Here is a 15540-nt window from a genome sequence, read left to right on the forward strand (position 1 = left end):
GCCTACGGACTTCCGCCCGTCGTGCCCTCGTCAGTCCATCCGCCGGGCGCTGCCCAACAATCCGGTCTCGGCGTCCGTGGCCTGCGTCATGACGAACTGCCGGTCCCGCGCGGTGCACCAGAGTGTGACGCCGTCAGCGAGGGTGGACAGCGCCTCTGTCTCGCACCACGACCATCGGCCGGCCGAGACACCCGCGGCGCCCCCCACCCGCATTACGCGGCGAAATGTGTGGCTGTCCGCCGCCGGGACGCTTCCGTCCGCCCTGCGTCTCAGCGCAGGTCGAATTCCCCGTCGCGTGCCCCGAGCACGAATGCCCTCCACTCGGCTTCGGTGTACCGGAGCACGGTCTCGGGATCCAGAGACGATCGCATGGCGACTGCGCCGCCCGGCAGATGCGCGATCTCCACGCGCTCCTCGTCCTCGCTCGTGCCGGGGGCGCTGAGCCACTCGACGCCAGAGATGTCGAGGGCGTACAGCTCTTCCTTCTCCTGTGCGCTCCCCATCAGTGATGCTCTCCTTCGTAACTGCCGAGATGGATGTTCCTGCCCCATGCGCCAAGAAACGTCGCGTAGTTGGATGCAACTCAGCGTCACTACGGGCAATCTTAGGGCAGCTCTTTCCCTGACGACGGCGGGAAACTCAGTCCATCCGCCGGGCCACACCCAGCAGGCCCGACTCGGCGTCCGTGGCGGTCGTCATCACCCAGTGCCGCTCACGTCCGGCGCACCAGAGAGTCACGCCGTCGGCGAGGGTCGGCAGGGCATCGATCTCGCCCCGGGCGAGCCCCAGGATCCGGCCCGTCTGCTTCGCCTCCTGAGGCGAGACCCGCTGGATACCCACCAGCGTGGAGTCCCGCATCAACCGGGGTGCAACCGGGCTCAGATACGGCAGCAGCGTCAGCACCGACTGCCACGGCGACGACACCACGCGCCCCCGTGGCGGCCTCATGCCGCAGTCCCGGATCACAACCACGGGACTGCCCACCGTCGCGCCCATCGGCGGAACCCGCCCCACGTCATGGAGCGTGATGCATTCCAGACCCGCGCCCGCGGCCTGCGCCAGCAGGGTCCATGCCTGGGCGCGCCCCGTTTCGACCGCGACCCGTGCGCCGGTGCCCGCCGCGCGCAGCGCCAGCACCTGAGCCGTCCACAGACCGCCGATCAGCAGTACGTCGTACGGTGACGAACGGTGGAACCCCACCATCTGGGGGCGCCCCTCCGCGTCGTCGCCGATGACCACACCGTCGTCCCCGACGGGCAGCGACAGCGCGCCCAGATCGTCCGCGGCCATCGTGTGCCCCGCGTGGCGGGGGCCGAGGAGCCCCCGCAGCCCACGCGCCGCTCCGGTTCCGGTCGTCATCGCGCACCTCCCAGGGGCAGCGTCGCCAGCACGCCGGGCAGCTGCTCGCGATCCAGTCGTACGAGACCGACCTTCGCCGATCGTGCGGCCTGCTCCAACGCCCGCCGCACCCCGACCAGTTCGGTGTCGGAGCCGCCGGTGATGCGGACATGGCCGCCCACGGTCATCGACCCCTGGTGTGTGCCACGGCGCAGCGTGAGGCTGAAGGTGGTCGCGTAGGCCGGTGCCGAGGTGAGCAACGACACCAGTTTGGGGAGCGGAGACGCTCCACGTCCCAACTCGGGCCAGCGGCCCACCGCGTATGTGGTGTGCCAGCGATCGTCGCAGCGCCAGACGCGCGCGGTCTCGGCGGTGCGACGCTGTGGCGCGGCGTCCGGCCGACTCGCGCGCGCGGCCAGCCTGGGGCTGGCGCAGGCCGAGGTCGCCACTGTGGTGTTCAGGTCCTCCTGGTCCAGTACGACGGCCCGGAATCCGGCACCTGTGATCCGGCTCGCCACATGGTCGGCCACGCGCACCAGGCAGCGCTGGGCGCCTTCGATTCCGCCGCCACGTGCCTCGACGGCCTCCCGGCACAGCTCCGGGTCCAGCTTCACCGCCACCCAGGTCATCCTCAGAGCCGGCGCCCCGGTCCGCTCCTGCAGCGGCGCGTAGGAGAGTCGCGCGACCGACTGCTGGGGCAGATGCGGCGCGGGCGCCGAACGCACCTGCTGAACCAACTGCACCGACTCCACCACGATGTCGTCCACTTCGAGGGCACCGCCCAGGAGGGACAGCGGGAGCGCCCGTGCACCGAACGCAGGGCGAAGGGCGTCACCGCTCGCCTCGACCCTCACCACCGCGGTCAGGAAGGTGCCGTCACCGAGCATCCCCACCGTGCGCCGATCCCGGTCGACGTAAGTGAACGGCCGGAATCCCGGCACGCTTTCAACGACCGGAGCCAGCGACGGGTCCACTTCCCCGGCGGGTAGTCCGGCGGCACGCCTGCGCGCGCGGAGGGCCAGCGCTGTCGACAGCCAGTCCTGCACGGCGTGGCCGCGGCGGCGTATCACCGCGACCAGTACCAGCACGGACGAGACGGCAATGGTGGGAACCATCCAGAGTCCGCCCAGGGCGACTCCGACCGCCGTCAGCGCAAGTGCCGCCTCGACGAGGACGAGTTGTCGCAACTGGAAGGGACCGACACGATTGGTTCGCGAAAGAGGCCGCAGAGTCGTCGTCGGGGGTATGTGCTGCAGCGTCGAAGTTCCCCGCCCGTTGCTTCGTTGCCGTCGGGAAGTGTCAGGGGCCCGTTCGCTAGTCCGCCCATTTCGCGCGCGCGTCGCCGTACCCATCGCCGCGTTGCCCCCTCGTGTCCGTAATTACCAAATTCCCATGGGCGTTGACCGGGCGATCACCCTACCTGAGCAGTGAGACGGAAGCGCCAGCAGGCATAGTAGGGGGCTGGTACGACGGCGGCCCTGCTCGGTGAGTATGGGAACCTGGTCGCCCGGCGGGGAGAGGGACAGCGGACAGATGGCATCACGACGGGACGAACTCAACGCCTACACCTTCGCGAAGCGAAGGCTGATTGCGCAGTTCGTACAGCCGAACTCGACCGGTTCGGAAGAAGGTGCGCCGCGCCCCCTGCGTGCGGTGATGCCCGGAGCGATCGTCGGAGTGGTGATCCTCGCCGTCTTCGGGGCGTGGGGCATGTTCAAACCGGTAGCACCCAAAGGGTGGGACAAACCGAAAGAGAACGTGATCATTGCCAGCAAGTCCACCACGCGCTATGTGGTGTTGGAGACCAATGGCAAGCGGCAGCTCCACCCCGTTCTGAACATGGCGTCCGCCAAACTCCTCCTCGACCCGGACAAGGGCAAGGTCATCAACGTCTCCGAGTCGGTACTCGACAACGGGAAGATCCCGCACGGAGCAACCCTCGGCATTCCCTATGCCCCTGACCGGCTGCCCGACGCCGGGGAAGCCGGCGGAGCCAAGCGCTGGGCGGTCTGCGAACGCCCGGGCGAGGGCGGCAGGGCGATTCAGAAGGCGGCATTCGTCCTCGCCGAACGCGAGTACAAGAAGACCGAAGGCGCGAACCGTCTGACTGGCGGTGAACTGCTGTACGTGGAGGGACCCGCTCCCGACCAGACCCGCTATGTCGTCGACGCCGAGGGCAAGGCGTATGCCGTGGCGAAGGACGAACTCCTGCTGCGCCAGTTGGTGGGGCAGGGCCGTGCACCTCAGCGGGTGTCGGCCGCCTGGCTGGACACACTGCACAAGGGCGACCTCATCAAGTTCCCGAAGGTGACCGGCACTGTCGGCACTGACGCCAAGGTGCCCGGTGACCTGGAGCCCGACCTCAACAAGGTGGGCATGGTCCTCATGGCGACCGACGGGACAAAGAACCAGCAGTACGTGGTTCTGCCCGGCCGAGTCGCCCCCGTCTCGGACTTCACCGCGAAGCTGCTGCTCAACAGCAAGGACTCGATCCAGCTCGGCCAGGCCGGCCGGGCGAAGTCCGTCAGCGCCGCCACCTTCCAGCCTGGCGAGGCCTTCGGGCAGAACAACGACTGGCCGGAGCAGGCCCCGAAGCCGGTCAACTCGCCGACCATTGCCGACGGCAGCCGCAACACCGTGTGCAACGTTCTGCGCAAGGTGGACGGTGCCAACGGCGCCACCACGCTCAGCACCTGGGCCGGCACCGACTTCCCTGCGATCCTGCCGACCGGTTCGAGCAGCGCCTACGTCACTCCCGGATCGGGCCTGCTGTTCCGGCAGTTCAAGGGCTCCACGACCGGCTCGGGCTTCCTCTTCCTGGTCACCGACACGGGACTGCGTTACGCGATGCAGTCCAACGGAGACACTGCGACCGGCGATTCCGGTATCGGCTCCTCCGGCTCGGCGAAGGAGAAGGAGGCGCGCCAGCAAGAGGCCCAGCAGGCCCAGAACCGGCTCGGCTACAAGAGCGTCGATCCGGTGCCGGTTCCCGCGGCGTGGTCCTCGTTCCTGCCGACCGGACCGCGCCTGTCGACCGGAGCCGCCATCCAGCCCCAGGGTTCGTGAGGGCGGTGGCAGACATGACTCACACGTACCGCCGGCTCCTCACCGCTGCGGCCGCCACCGCAATCACCTTCATCGGCCTGCCGGTTGCCCCTGCGGCCGCCGACTCGGGCACCCAGTGCACCTTCGGCGGGAAGATGTACGAGGGCCGCCCGTGGGCGCTGCAGCGGGTCATGCTGGACGAGCTGTGGAAGCAGTCCACCGGCAAGGGTGTACGGGTCGCGGTCATCGACACCGGTGTCGACGTCAAGAATCCGCAGCTGAGCCGTGCGGTGGACGTCAAGAGTGGCCTGAACCTGCTCCCCGAGAAGGACGAGAAGGGCGACAAGATCGAGCGCGGCAAGGCGGACGGCACCACGGACACGGTGGGCCACGGCACCAAGATCGCCGGCATCATCGCGGCCCGCCCAGCGAAGGGCACCGGTTTCGTCGGCCTCGCTCCGGACGCCACGATCATTCCCATCAAGCAGAATGACGCCGAGGGCCACGGCACCGCCAAGACTCTCGCCCAGGCGATCGACCATGCGGTCCGGGCCCGCGCCGACGTCATCAACATCTCTCAGGACACGGCCAACGCCGTGGAGCCCGCACCCGAATTGAAGAGGGCGGTGGACGCCGCCCTGGCCAAGGACATCGTGGTCGTCGCCTCGGCCGGCAACGACGGACTGGGCGGCAACGTCAAGAAGACCTACCCAGCCTCCTTCTCCGGCGTTCTGGCCGTGGCAGCGTCCGACCGCAACAACGAACGCGCGTACTTCTCCCAGTCGGGCGAGTTCGTCGGCATCGCGGCCCCCGGTGTGGACATGGTCACCACCGTCCCCGGGGGCGGCCACTGCGCCGACAACGGCACCAGCTTCTCGGCGCCGTATGTCGCGGCGATCGCCGCACTCGTCAAGAGCAAGCACAACAAGTGGACGCAGAAGCAGATCGTCGCCCAGCTCCAGCAGACAGCCGAACGCTCGACCGCGGGCCACGATCGCCTCGTGGGATGGGGCGTCGTCGACCCGGTGCGCGCCCTGACCGAGGACGACAAGCCCATCGACCAACCGGTCGCCCACGAGGGCGTAACCAGAGGCGAGGCACCGACCCCGGCCGAACTGCACCTCGGCGAGACGGCGGATGAACGCAACGCCCGCCTCGCGACGTATGTGGTGGTGGGCGGAGGCGTCCTGGTCGCTGCAATCGCCGGTGGCGCGGTGGCACTTCGTGACGCGCGGCGGCGTACGAGGCGGATGACGGGGGAAGCGCGCGGCTGAGTGATCGACAGCAAGAGACCGGACCTGACGGGGAACGTTGCAACCGCATAGGCCTCTGGGGACGTCACACCTGGTGGCCGGGCGAAGTCGCGTGACGGATAAGACACTTGGGGCTGTCATACCCAGTGGCTAGACTGGTATTTGCGCGATCAGTGATGTGCGAGTGACCACGATCGCAACGTGTGACAGCTGGAGCAAACGGGGAGGAACGGGCATCGTGCTCGATGGCGGCGGTGGTGGGGGCGGAGGCGTCCCGACCGGTGGGAGTGACCTCGAGCGGGGCGTTCAAGCGCTGCAGAATTTCCAGACGCGTGTGAACAAGCTGCTGGAAGAGTTTGAGAACGGGGGGGCAGGCCACACGAAGGTGGCGGCACAGACGGTCTCCAGGGGTTCCCTGAGTGGCGGCAACCCCGCAGAGTTCCCCGAGGCGGAGGGGCTCTACAAGCAGTACAACCGTGTCCACCAGGCCCTTGTCTCGCTCTCCAGGACCCTTGGTGATCAAATCGAGGGTCTGAGCATTGGCGTGCATGCTTCGGAGGTCGGCTTCGACAATGTGGAGGAGGATCTCCGGCGGCGATACGCGGCGATCCAGGCCCGCATCGATCGTGAGCACGCGGCACTCCAGGATGAGGCGAAGAAGCCCAAGTCCGAGACGCCGAACGTCAATGACAAGACCTCGAAGTCCGGGTGGTGACCGATGAGTGACGAGAGCCCGAAGGAACTGAGCCCCAAGGAGCAGCACGAGCAGGACCTGACGCGGGTCCAAACTCAGCTCGGCGTTACCGAAGTCACTCGACAGGTGGCGTCGGTGATGAGCAGTGTCTTCGGATCCGGACGTGGTCCGGGGCCCTTCGCCAGGTCCAGCTTCGAGGGTCACGAGCTCAACGCGATGATTGACCTGGTCGAGAGCACCAATCCGGCGGACCTGGAGAACGCGGGCACGGCTCTCTGGAAAGCCAGGGATGCGATCAGGGAAGCAGCGCGGGAGCTCAAGGACTACATCGAGAAGGTGGAGTGGAAGGGCGAGGCGGGCAACGAGTTCCGTAGTTTTGGGACGGAACTCGTCGCGCATGCCGAGAAGCTGGGTAATTTCGCCGACGTGGCCGGAACTCAGATCACGGTCGCTGGCACAGGGTTGGCTTCGGTGCACATGCCTCCGCGTGATGACCGGCTGCACAAGAAGACAGTTGCGGACATCGCGGCTCCTGGGCGCGTCGAGGGCAATCCGGATTACGACAAGGCCGTGAAGGTTGAGAAGGACCGCCAGGAGGCCATCAACCAGATGAACCGCCTGGCGTCGTACTACGCGGTCTCGGAGCAGACGCTGGCTGCTCAGGAACCGCCTAGGTTCGAGAGGGCGCTCAAGGCGAATGTGCCTCGGCCCACCGGGTTCGATCGCAGTCCGGAACCGAGTTCGGGCGCAACGGCGACGGGCGTCGAGTCGTCGGGCACTACCGCGCCGCAGTCGCCCTCGGGTCATGCGGATTCCAGCGTCACCGGTCGAGAGTCTCGGGCGGAGGCAATTGGCACGGTCGCGCCCGCTCCGGACCGGAACACGTCGGTGGAGATCGACAGTGTCGCGGCACCGCCGCCTCCCACCACAAGTCCTGGCCCTGCTCCTGCTCCCGCTGTCACCGGACCTACAGGCCCCGCGGGAGGGCCTGTTCCTCCAATGGCCAACGGGCTTGCCAACCCTGTGAAGGGTGGCGCACCGCGGCCGACGAGCGCGTCTGGTGTGTCGAAGGCAGGCGGACAAGGCACCAGCTCAGTCGGGCGACCGGGGGCGGCGGGGAGCCGGAACGGTGCGGCCGGACACCCCAGTCCCGTCGGGCGGCAGGGTGGCGTCGGTGCCAGCTCCCCAGCGACAGGACGCGCTGGAGCAGCCCGCCCGGTCGGCGCCGCAGGCCAGAATCCCGCAGCCGGACGGGCCGGTACGGCAGGCTCCCCAGCGGGCCGTGGAGGTACGGGTGCGACAGGTTCCCGCGCAGGTCGTGGGAACGGGATCGTGGGCGGTAACCCGCAGCGTGCCGCTGGAGGCTCTTCAGGATCGCGCCTACCGAGGGGAACGGTCGTCGGTGGTGAGGGAACGACACCGGGACGTACGTCCACAGGAAGGACCAGCCAGCAGGGGGTCGTCGGCGCGAAGCCTGCGAATGGCGCAAGTCGGCCTGGGGGGCGGGGAACAGCCAGCTCGAACGGAGTCGTTGGCACGCCCCGTGGCAGCGCCCCTGGGGCACGACCCGGCGCAGGAGGCTTCACACAAGGGGGTGCTGGCCTCGTGCGCAGCACAACAGGGCGAAACCAGCGCGAGAACGAGGAGCAGGAGCGCACCGGATCGGCGCGTCCTGACTACCTGACGGAAGACGAAGAGACATGGGCAGCTCGGCAGCGTGGCGCCGTGCCGCCAGTGATCGAATAGGCAGACGGAAGGTTCGGAAGTCAGGATGACGGCAGGAATGAGCCAGGCCCGGAAGCGTAGAGGCTTGCTCTGCATGTTGGCTGCGGTCAGCGCTTGGAGCGTCGGTATTGCTGGCATGGCTCCGGCCGCCGTTGCCGCGGATGTGCAGTCGAAGCAGTGGTACCTGGACGCGATGCGTGCCAAGGACATGTGGAAGATCACCACGGGTGAAGGCATCAAGGTGGCCGTCATCGACTCCGGTGTCAACCCGTCCGCGCCTTCGCTGAAAGGACAGGTTCTGAAGGGACTGGATACCACGGAGGCCGAGGGCGATGAGACCGACGACTACAGGGGGCATGGGACAACCATGGCCGAGTTGATCGCCGGCACGGGGAAGGGCGGTGGCCTGCGAGGTCTCGCTCCAGGAGTGAAGATCATTCCATTTCGGATCTCCGACACAGAGTTTCAGAACGGACGTCGGGTGAACGGCCAGGACGCGCCGGATGCTATCCGGGCTGCGGCAGATAGTGATGCGCAGATCATCAGTATGTCGTTCGGTAGCGATTACTCAAGCCTGGCAGAGAGGCAGGCAGTCGAGTACGCAGAGAGCAAAGGCAAGTTGTTCTTTGCCGCTGCTGGCAACAACGCCAAGGAGGGCAACAAGGCTCACTATCCGGCTGCTTATCCAGACGTAGTCGGTGTTGCCGCGGCTGATCGTGAGGGTCAGGTAGCCGAATACTCCCAGCACGGCGACAACGTGGACATCGCCTCGCCCGGAAACGACATTCCGGCTTGGTGCGACGAGAAGTTCCAGCGCTACTGCGACGGTGACGGCGGTACCAGTTCCGCCACCGCCATCGCCTCTGCCTCCGCAGCCCTGGTCTGGTCGATGCATCGGGAATGGACCGCGAATCAAGTCCTCCGCGCGCTCATCGACACCGCGGGCCGGGACTGGAAGAAGGGCACCCGTAGCAACTACCTCGGCCACGGTCTGATCCGTCCCCGCCAGATCATCCTCGACGGCAAGGGTGACCCGGGTGCGGGGGATGTGAACCCTCTCACCAACGAGAAGGCGTCTGGCGCCGCAAACCCGCCTGCCCCCTCTGCACCAGCTTCGTCACAAGCCCCGAAGGGCAACTCCGGTGACCAGGCCGCCGCGGCAAACTCCAGCAAGAACGCTGATGACGACAGCCAGTTGGGCCTGATTATCGGCGCGGCCGCAGCCGTAGTCGTCCTCGCGGCTGGGGCCTTCGCGGTAGTCCGCAGGCGCCGCAGCGCCTGATTACGGCTTCCTTCAACCACTCAGCCCACCAAGCCGTCGCGCCGGACGCACGCACCGCCACGACGCAATCCATAGAAAACACAGGGAAGGAAGATCGACACATGGCAGTCCAGAAGGTTGGCGATCAAAGCCTCAAGGATTTCCAGGACGAAATCTCGAGGAACTTCGAGGACGTCAAGGGTCAGCTGAAGACCCTCCAGGGCGTCATCGACGGCGTTGAAGGTCACTGGAAGGGCGTCGGCGCCGGCGCCTTCGACGCGAAGCAGACCGAGATCAACCAGGGCATGGTGCGCATCGCCAAGATGCTGCTCAACTTCCAGGAAGCGATTCAGGTCACCCGTACCACCGCCGGCAACACCGATGACGAGGTCTACCAGGCCCTGCACGGGGTCGACGTGACCGCCGGCTTCTCCGGTGACGCAGGTGCGACCAGGGCGGCGACCTCGAACATCGCCGGCTACTGACAGAGCCCCTCGGCATTGCGCATTCAGTAGCCAACACACCAGGCACAAGCGGTAATTGGAGGACCCGTGGCACAGCAGAACGACGGCATGATGGTCGTCACCTACTCGTCGCTGGACGAGGCGGCGAGTCAGATCGAGAAGCAGGCGGCACGCCTGGATCAGAGCCTTGAGGCCATCCAGACGAAGATCCGTGGCGTTTCCAACACCTTCGAAGGTGAAGCCAAGACCGCGGCGGATGCTGCTCACAAGAAGTGGGACACCGAGACGCGGGCTATTCACCAGGCCCTGAAGGGCATCGCGAAGGCGGTTCGCGAAGCGGGCCCCGCGTACCAGGCGGGCGACAAGAAGGCTGCCAGCAACTTCTAAGAGCTGTGCGGCAGGATGGGCAACAGGGTGGGCACGCGCGGGAGGTGCCCACCTCTGTCTTTGCCCGGTGCGTGAGTAGGCTCAGGCGGCTCGGCACCTACACGGGGGAAATTGCGCATGGAATGCCTACGCCACGACGACCCGTCACAGATCGGGCCCTACATCACCCTGGTCCGGTTCGACGCAGGGAGCACGGAAGGAACCGTTCCCGACCGCCGCTACATTGCCCGCAGCGCCGACAGCGATCGCACGGTCATCGTGTCCATCCCGCGTACCGGAGTCGACCCGAGCCGCTGGGCGGTTGAGGCGGAGGAGGTGCGCCGGTTCTCAATACCGGGTCTGCTGCCGGTCGCAGAAGTTGGCGGCACTCCGGGCTTTCCCTGGCAAGCGGCGCCGTACGTCCCCGCCCTCCCGCTCACAGCAGTACTGACGGCTAACGGCGGACTCCTGCCGGAACCCGCCGTACGCGCCCTGGGTGCCGCCCTCGCCCAGACCCTGGTCACTGCCCACGCCCAGGGTGTGACGCACGCGGGCTTGTCGCCCTCTGCGGTGCTGCTCACAGCTGGGGGCCCTCGCCTGGCCTGTTTCGGAGCCGTACGTGCAGCAGCCCCGGACGGCGAACAGCGCGCCGGCCTCCAGGGACTGGACCCTGGCAGCCTCGCTCCGGAACAAGCCCAGGGCGGTCGCCCCCGCCCACTGGGCGACGTGTACGCCCTGGGAGCAGTGCTCTCCTACGCGAGCACCGGCCACACACTCCCGGAACGCGCCGAAATCCCAGTTTCCCTGCGGGGATTGATCACCGCATGCCTCGCCCGCGATCCGGCGGCGCGCCCGCACGCGCACCAGATCCTCACAGACCTGACCTCGTCCGCGACCACCGCAACCCCGGGGGCCACTGTCATGGACTCCGCCGTCCCGTTCTCGCTGCCCGCGCGGGTGGTCGCAGCCCTGGCCCGCCAGTCGGCGGACGTCCTGGCCGCCGAACTACCCATCCCTATTCCCCTGTACTGAGGCTGATGTTCTCCCCACTCGTCCACGACGACCCTTACCAGCTAGGGGCCTACCGTCTCGTCGCCCGTCTCGGCAGCGGTGGCATGGGCACCGTCTACCTCGCTCGCTCAGCCTCGGGCCGTACGGTCGCGCTCAAGACCATGCAAGCCCGCATCGCCACCGACCCCGTTTTCCGGACTCGATTCCGGCTCGAAGTGGACGCTGCCCGCGTCATCGGCCCCGTCCACGGCGCCCGGGTCTTCGACGCCGACCCGCTCGCCGAGACTCCCTGGCTGGCGACGGAGTACGTCCTGGGCCCGCAACTGGACGATGCCGTCGCCCTCTCCGGCTCCCTCCCGGAGCCCGCGGTGCGTGCCTTGGGGGCTCTGCTGTGTGCCGCCCTGGCTCAGCTCCATGACTCGGATGTGGTCCACCGCGACCTCAAGCCGTCCAACATCATGATCACGGCGGACGGCCCCAAAGTCATCGACTTCGGCATCGCCCGCGCCATCGGCGACGACCGCCTCACCCGCACTGGTGCGGCCGCCGGCACCCCCGCCTACATGTCCCCGGAACAGGCGACCGGCCAAGAGCACACCTCCGTTGGCGACGTCTTCGCCCTGGCCGGCGTCCTGACGTACGCCGCCACTGGCCACGGCCCCTTCGGTTCAGGTCAGCCCGCGGACCTCCTCTACCGTGTCCGCTACGCCGAGGCTGACCTCACCGGTCTCCCGCAGCCCCTGATCCCCATCCTGGCCCGCTGCCTCAGCAAGAACCCGGCCGACCGTCCTTCGACAACGGAACTTGCAGCCCAACTGGGCACTTGCCCCTCCGACTTCGCTCAGCACCTCCCCGAGTCCCTGCTCGCTGAGATCGCACGCCGAGCGGAAAGGGTGTGGAGTGTCCCGCCGCACCGCCTCCTGCCTCCGGCGGACACGTCGCCGGAGTCGCCGTCGGTTCCCCTGCCACGTACCGTGTCTCGCCGCAAGCTACTGACGGTGGGCGGTGGTTCCGTCATGGGCGTGGCTGCGGCAGGAGCAGGAGCGTGGGCGTGGTTCGGCAGGAAGAGAGCGGACGACGAGACGAGCAGTCCCACCAGCACCCCCGGTGACGCGCCTCGTGCCCTGTGGCAGACCGACACCGGCAATGACGGGACGCACCAACTCATCATGCCCATAGGCGATGTGATCGCGACCTGGTCGCGCGGGGAGTTCGCTGCTCTGGACGCCAAGAGCGGCGAACGGCGCTGGTCGTCTCGACTGCTGAGCGAAACGCATCAGATCATGTCGGACGGCACGGCGCTCTACGGATTCCTCCCGAAGGGGTACGGCGAGCAAGGGTCGTACGTCGGCGACAAGGGCCTGTCCGTGCACACCTTCACGCCCGCCCCCGGAACCCCACACCGTCGCATTGGCCAATACTCCGAATTCGCCGACTCCGTCGACGACGCGGAAGTGCTCGCCGTCGGTGATGGCGTGCTCTGTCTGGGGGCCCGGAAGGAGGTGCTGTCCCACGACGTCAATGAGAGGTCCAAGGATTGGTACCTGCTGGCCATCGATCTCCGTACGGGCAAGAAGCTCTGGGAGAAGCATGCGAGGCAGTTCTACCCCGGCGACGAGGCGGGGGCAGTCACCGCGAAAGCCGTCGGGAAGCGCCTGATCGTCTGCCGGAAAGAGACAACTGGGTCGAACCCCCTGGTTATTGAGCCGCATTTCAGCGTATATGCCGTGGACATCCGTACGGGCAAGTGGCTCTGGGGTATGGACATCCCCAGGGAGAGTGATGACAAGTCATACATGATCCCGGGCCAGCTCGCCCTGGACCAGGAGCACGTCTATGTCGCCAGCGGATACGTCTGGGCACTGCGGCTCTCCGACGGCGAGGAGGCCTGGAAGTTCGGGAAGGGCCGAAATCGAGGTGCGGTCGCCGAAGGTGCCCGGCTCTACGGCACTCCGGCCGTGAAAGACGGCGTCGTGTACGCGGCCGAGGGCACCCGCGGACTCGTCGCCCTGAATGCCGCAACCGGAAAGTTGCTGTGGGAGGAAGCGGAGGACTTGACCAAGGACGAGGAACCTTACCTCGATCTCCCACCGATCATCGGCAAGAAGTACGCTTACGCCCGCCTCACCACGGGCCTGAGCGCCGTTGATGTCCGTACCCACAAGTCCGTTTGGACGTACCGGACTTCGGCTGTTCACTTCGGGGCGCATGAGGGAGCCAGGCGGCTCGTCTGCGCCGACGGCACCACCATGACCGCCCTGCCGTTCGAGTAAGAAAGCAACTCCACGATGATCCCCCTCAGCACTGGTGATCCACTGCGCCTCGGCCCGTACCGCCTCCTCGGCGCACTAGGCGAAGGCGGGATGGGGAAGGTCTACTTCGGTCGGGACAACGCCGGACGGAAAGCAGCAGTCAAGGTCCTCCGCCCCGAGCTCGCGCACGATCAGAACTTGGCTCAGCGATTCGTGCGCGAGGCCCAGACCGCACAGGCTGTGACCAGCAGTGGCGTTGCGCGGGTCCTCGGGGCGCAGTTGGAGGGCGGACGGCCCTGGATCGCAGCGGAATTCCTGGCGGGCCCGACGCTCGATGAGGCAGTCACCGCATACGGGCCGATGGACGAGGCCGGTTTTCGCGCCCTTGCCGCGTCACTTGCTCGCACCATTCAGGACATCCACGATGCGCGCCTGGTCCACCGCGACCTCAAGCCGTCCAACATTGTGCTCACCTCCCGCGGCCCCCGCATCATCGACTTCGGAATCGCCCGTCCCGAGCACGGACTGACACTGACCACGACCGGCCAGATCCCGGTCACACCCGGATACGGCGCACCCGAGCAGGTACTCGGGCAACGAGTCGGTCCGGCGGCTGATGTCTTCTCACTCGGCGCGGTTCTCGCTTACGCGGTCAGTGGGCAGCGTGCCTACGACGGTCCCCATGCGGCGGGCGTGCAGTACCAAGTCGTCCACGGTGAGGCGGACTTGCGCCTGGTACCCGACCAGATCCGGCCTCTGGTCCTCCCTTGCCTGGCCAAGGACCCGGCGCACCGTCCGCTGCCCGAACAGATCGCGCGGGCCCTCGCGCCTCCCAAGGGTGCCGACAAGGTCTGGCGCCAGGGCCCGTTGGCCGCAGACATCACGCGACGTGAGACCGCGGCCGCATCACTGGCTTCGACGTACACGGCAGAGGGTTCCCCCAGGCCGTCCCGACGCCGCCTTCTGACCGTCCTCGGCGTGGGCGTCACTGTCCTTGCGGCCGGCGGTGGCACCACTGCCTGGTGGCTCAAGGCCGGCCAGAACACCCAGAAGGCGGTCGCCGTCCCTCCCGCCGCCAGAACACCGACGGCATCGCCTTTGGCGCCCAGCCAGAGCCTGACGCCTCTGTGGGGGCCCTTGTCCGGAGCGGGAGTACGTACCCCGGCTCCCCTTCCGGTGCGCGACGTTGTGCTCCACGAGGCAGCGGACGGCGGACTGACCGCCCGCAAGGTGATGGACGGGAAGCAGAAGTGGCGCGCCCCCGATGTGGTGGCGTCCGCCGGCTATCTCACGATCGCCGACAGGCTCGTCGTGGGCGCCGATGCGGAAGGCTCGCTGCACGCGTTCATCGCCTCGACCGGCGTGCATGCCTGGACGGCTTCCGGCACTACGGAAAAGCTCCTGGCCGCGGACGCCCGCGCGGTGTACGTAATGACCCGGGAACGGCAGCTGCGCGCCGTGAGCGTGGCGACGCGGAAGGTGCTGTGGTCGATCCCCACGCCCGTACGGACATCAGGAGCCGAACCACCAGCGGCGGCGGCCGGCAAGGGGCGTCTGGTCCTGTTTCCCGCTGACGGCAATGTGATCGCCGTGGACACGGCCACAGGGCGTACAGCATGGGACCTCCCCAATCAGGGGGATTCAGCCCTGGCGCCGGCAGTTGTGAACGACAAGGTCTACCTCGGAGGATGGACACTGACTGCTCGCTCGCTCGACGACGGCAAGAAGCTGTGGTCTGTGCCGGCAGAGTACGGAGGATGGGGCCCTCCAGCCGTTCGCGGTGACCAGGTGTACGCCGTCGACGACGAGCTGCACCGCTGCAGAGTGAGCGACGGTAAGAAGCAGTGGAAGGCCGATACCGGGGGAAACGTCGGCACTCGGATGCCGCCTGCCGTACAGGGCGGCACTGCGTGGATCGCCAAGCGGAATGACGAGGGGCTCATTGCCGCGAGTACCCGCACCGGCAAAGAGGTGTTCCCATATCAGTCCAGCGGCATCGGTGCATACACGGTGTCGGGCGATGGCAATCGCATTTTCGTCACTCAAGCCGGTTTCATCGCCGCCCTGCCGGTCCGCCCCTGACCGTTGGCCGAGTTACAGCAGATGGACGGCATCACGACCCGAGGTGGGC

The 15540-nt window shown here is 67.4% G+C and carries 12 protein-coding genes; 9 read left to right on the forward strand and 3 right to left on the reverse strand.

What is annotated here, in order from left to right:
• Window positions 1–269: 269 nt before the first annotated feature.
• The 3 genes from OG741_RS28905 to eccE form a co-directional block, all read right to left on the reverse strand.
• Window positions 270–503 (reverse strand): DUF397 domain-containing protein, encoded by a 234-nt coding sequence (locus OG741_RS28905; RefSeq protein ID WP_108152923.1) that lies wholly within the window; start codon window positions 501–503, stop codon window positions 270–272.
• 136 nt (window positions 504–639) lie between these two features.
• On the reverse strand, window positions 640–1359 hold the full coding sequence (locus OG741_RS28910; protein ID WP_361910148.1) for a hypothetical protein: 720 nt from the start codon (window positions 1357–1359) through the stop codon (window positions 640–642).
• The gene (gene eccE / locus OG741_RS28915) at window positions 1356–2690 is read right to left on the reverse strand and encodes a type VII secretion protein EccE (RefSeq protein ID WP_405602710.1); all 1335 of its coding nucleotides are present in this window, start codon (window positions 2688–2690) and stop codon (window positions 1356–1358) included. Before eccE ends, OG741_RS28910 begins: the two co-directional genes overlap by 4 nt.
• Window positions 2691–2871: 181 nt before the next feature.
• Between eccE and eccB the strand changes: the two genes are divergently transcribed.
• The 9 genes from eccB to OG741_RS28960 all read left to right on the forward strand — a co-directional run bounded on the left by eccB (window position 2872) and on the right by OG741_RS28960 (window position 15491).
• Window positions 2872–4404: a type VII secretion protein EccB gene (gene eccB / locus OG741_RS28920; protein WP_405602712.1), complete on the forward strand. Its 1533-nt coding sequence runs from the start codon at window positions 2872–2874 to the stop codon at window positions 4402–4404.
• A gap of 14 nt (window positions 4405–4418) precedes the next feature.
• A complete protein-coding gene (gene mycP / locus OG741_RS28925) occupies window positions 4419–5657 on the forward strand; it encodes a type VII secretion-associated serine protease mycosin (RefSeq protein WP_405602713.1) in 1239 nt (412 codons plus the stop codon).
• A 172-nt stretch (window positions 5658–5829) separates the two neighbouring features.
• Complete coding sequence (locus OG741_RS28930) at window positions 5830–6351, forward strand: hypothetical protein (RefSeq protein WP_405605829.1); 522 nt, start codon at window positions 5830–5832, stop codon at window positions 6349–6351.
• A 1750-nt stretch (window positions 6352–8101) separates the two neighbouring features.
• A complete protein-coding gene (locus OG741_RS28935; RefSeq protein WP_405602714.1) occupies window positions 8102–9337 on the forward strand; it encodes a S8 family serine peptidase in 1236 nt (411 codons plus the stop codon).
• 101 nt (window positions 9338–9438) lie between these two features.
• Window positions 9439–9801 (forward strand): WXG100 family type VII secretion target, encoded by a 363-nt coding sequence (locus OG741_RS28940; protein WP_328667694.1) that lies wholly within the window; start codon window positions 9439–9441, stop codon window positions 9799–9801.
• A gap of 66 nt (window positions 9802–9867) precedes the next feature.
• Complete coding sequence (locus OG741_RS28945; RefSeq protein ID WP_405602715.1) at window positions 9868–10167, forward strand: WXG100 family type VII secretion target; 300 nt, start codon at window positions 9868–9870, stop codon at window positions 10165–10167.
• A gap of 117 nt (window positions 10168–10284) precedes the next feature.
• Window positions 10285–11178: a serine/threonine protein kinase gene (locus OG741_RS28950; RefSeq protein ID WP_405602717.1), complete on the forward strand. Its 894-nt coding sequence runs from the start codon at window positions 10285–10287 to the stop codon at window positions 11176–11178.
• A gap of 5 nt (window positions 11179–11183) precedes the next feature.
• Window positions 11184–13430, forward strand: coding sequence for a protein kinase domain-containing protein (locus tag OG741_RS28955; protein ID WP_405602719.1), 2247 nt, complete (start codon window positions 11184–11186; stop codon window positions 13428–13430).
• Between the two features lie 15 nt (window positions 13431–13445).
• Entirely contained in the window at window positions 13446–15491 is a 2046-nt protein-coding gene (locus tag OG741_RS28960; protein WP_405602721.1) for a protein kinase domain-containing protein, read from the forward strand.
• Window positions 15492–15540: the final 49 nt, after the last annotated feature.

Origin of the sequence: Streptomyces sp. NBC_01410 (assembly GCF_045040195.1) — a bacterium.
Taxonomy (GTDB): domain Bacteria; phylum Actinomycetota; class Actinomycetes; order Streptomycetales; family Streptomycetaceae; genus Streptomyces.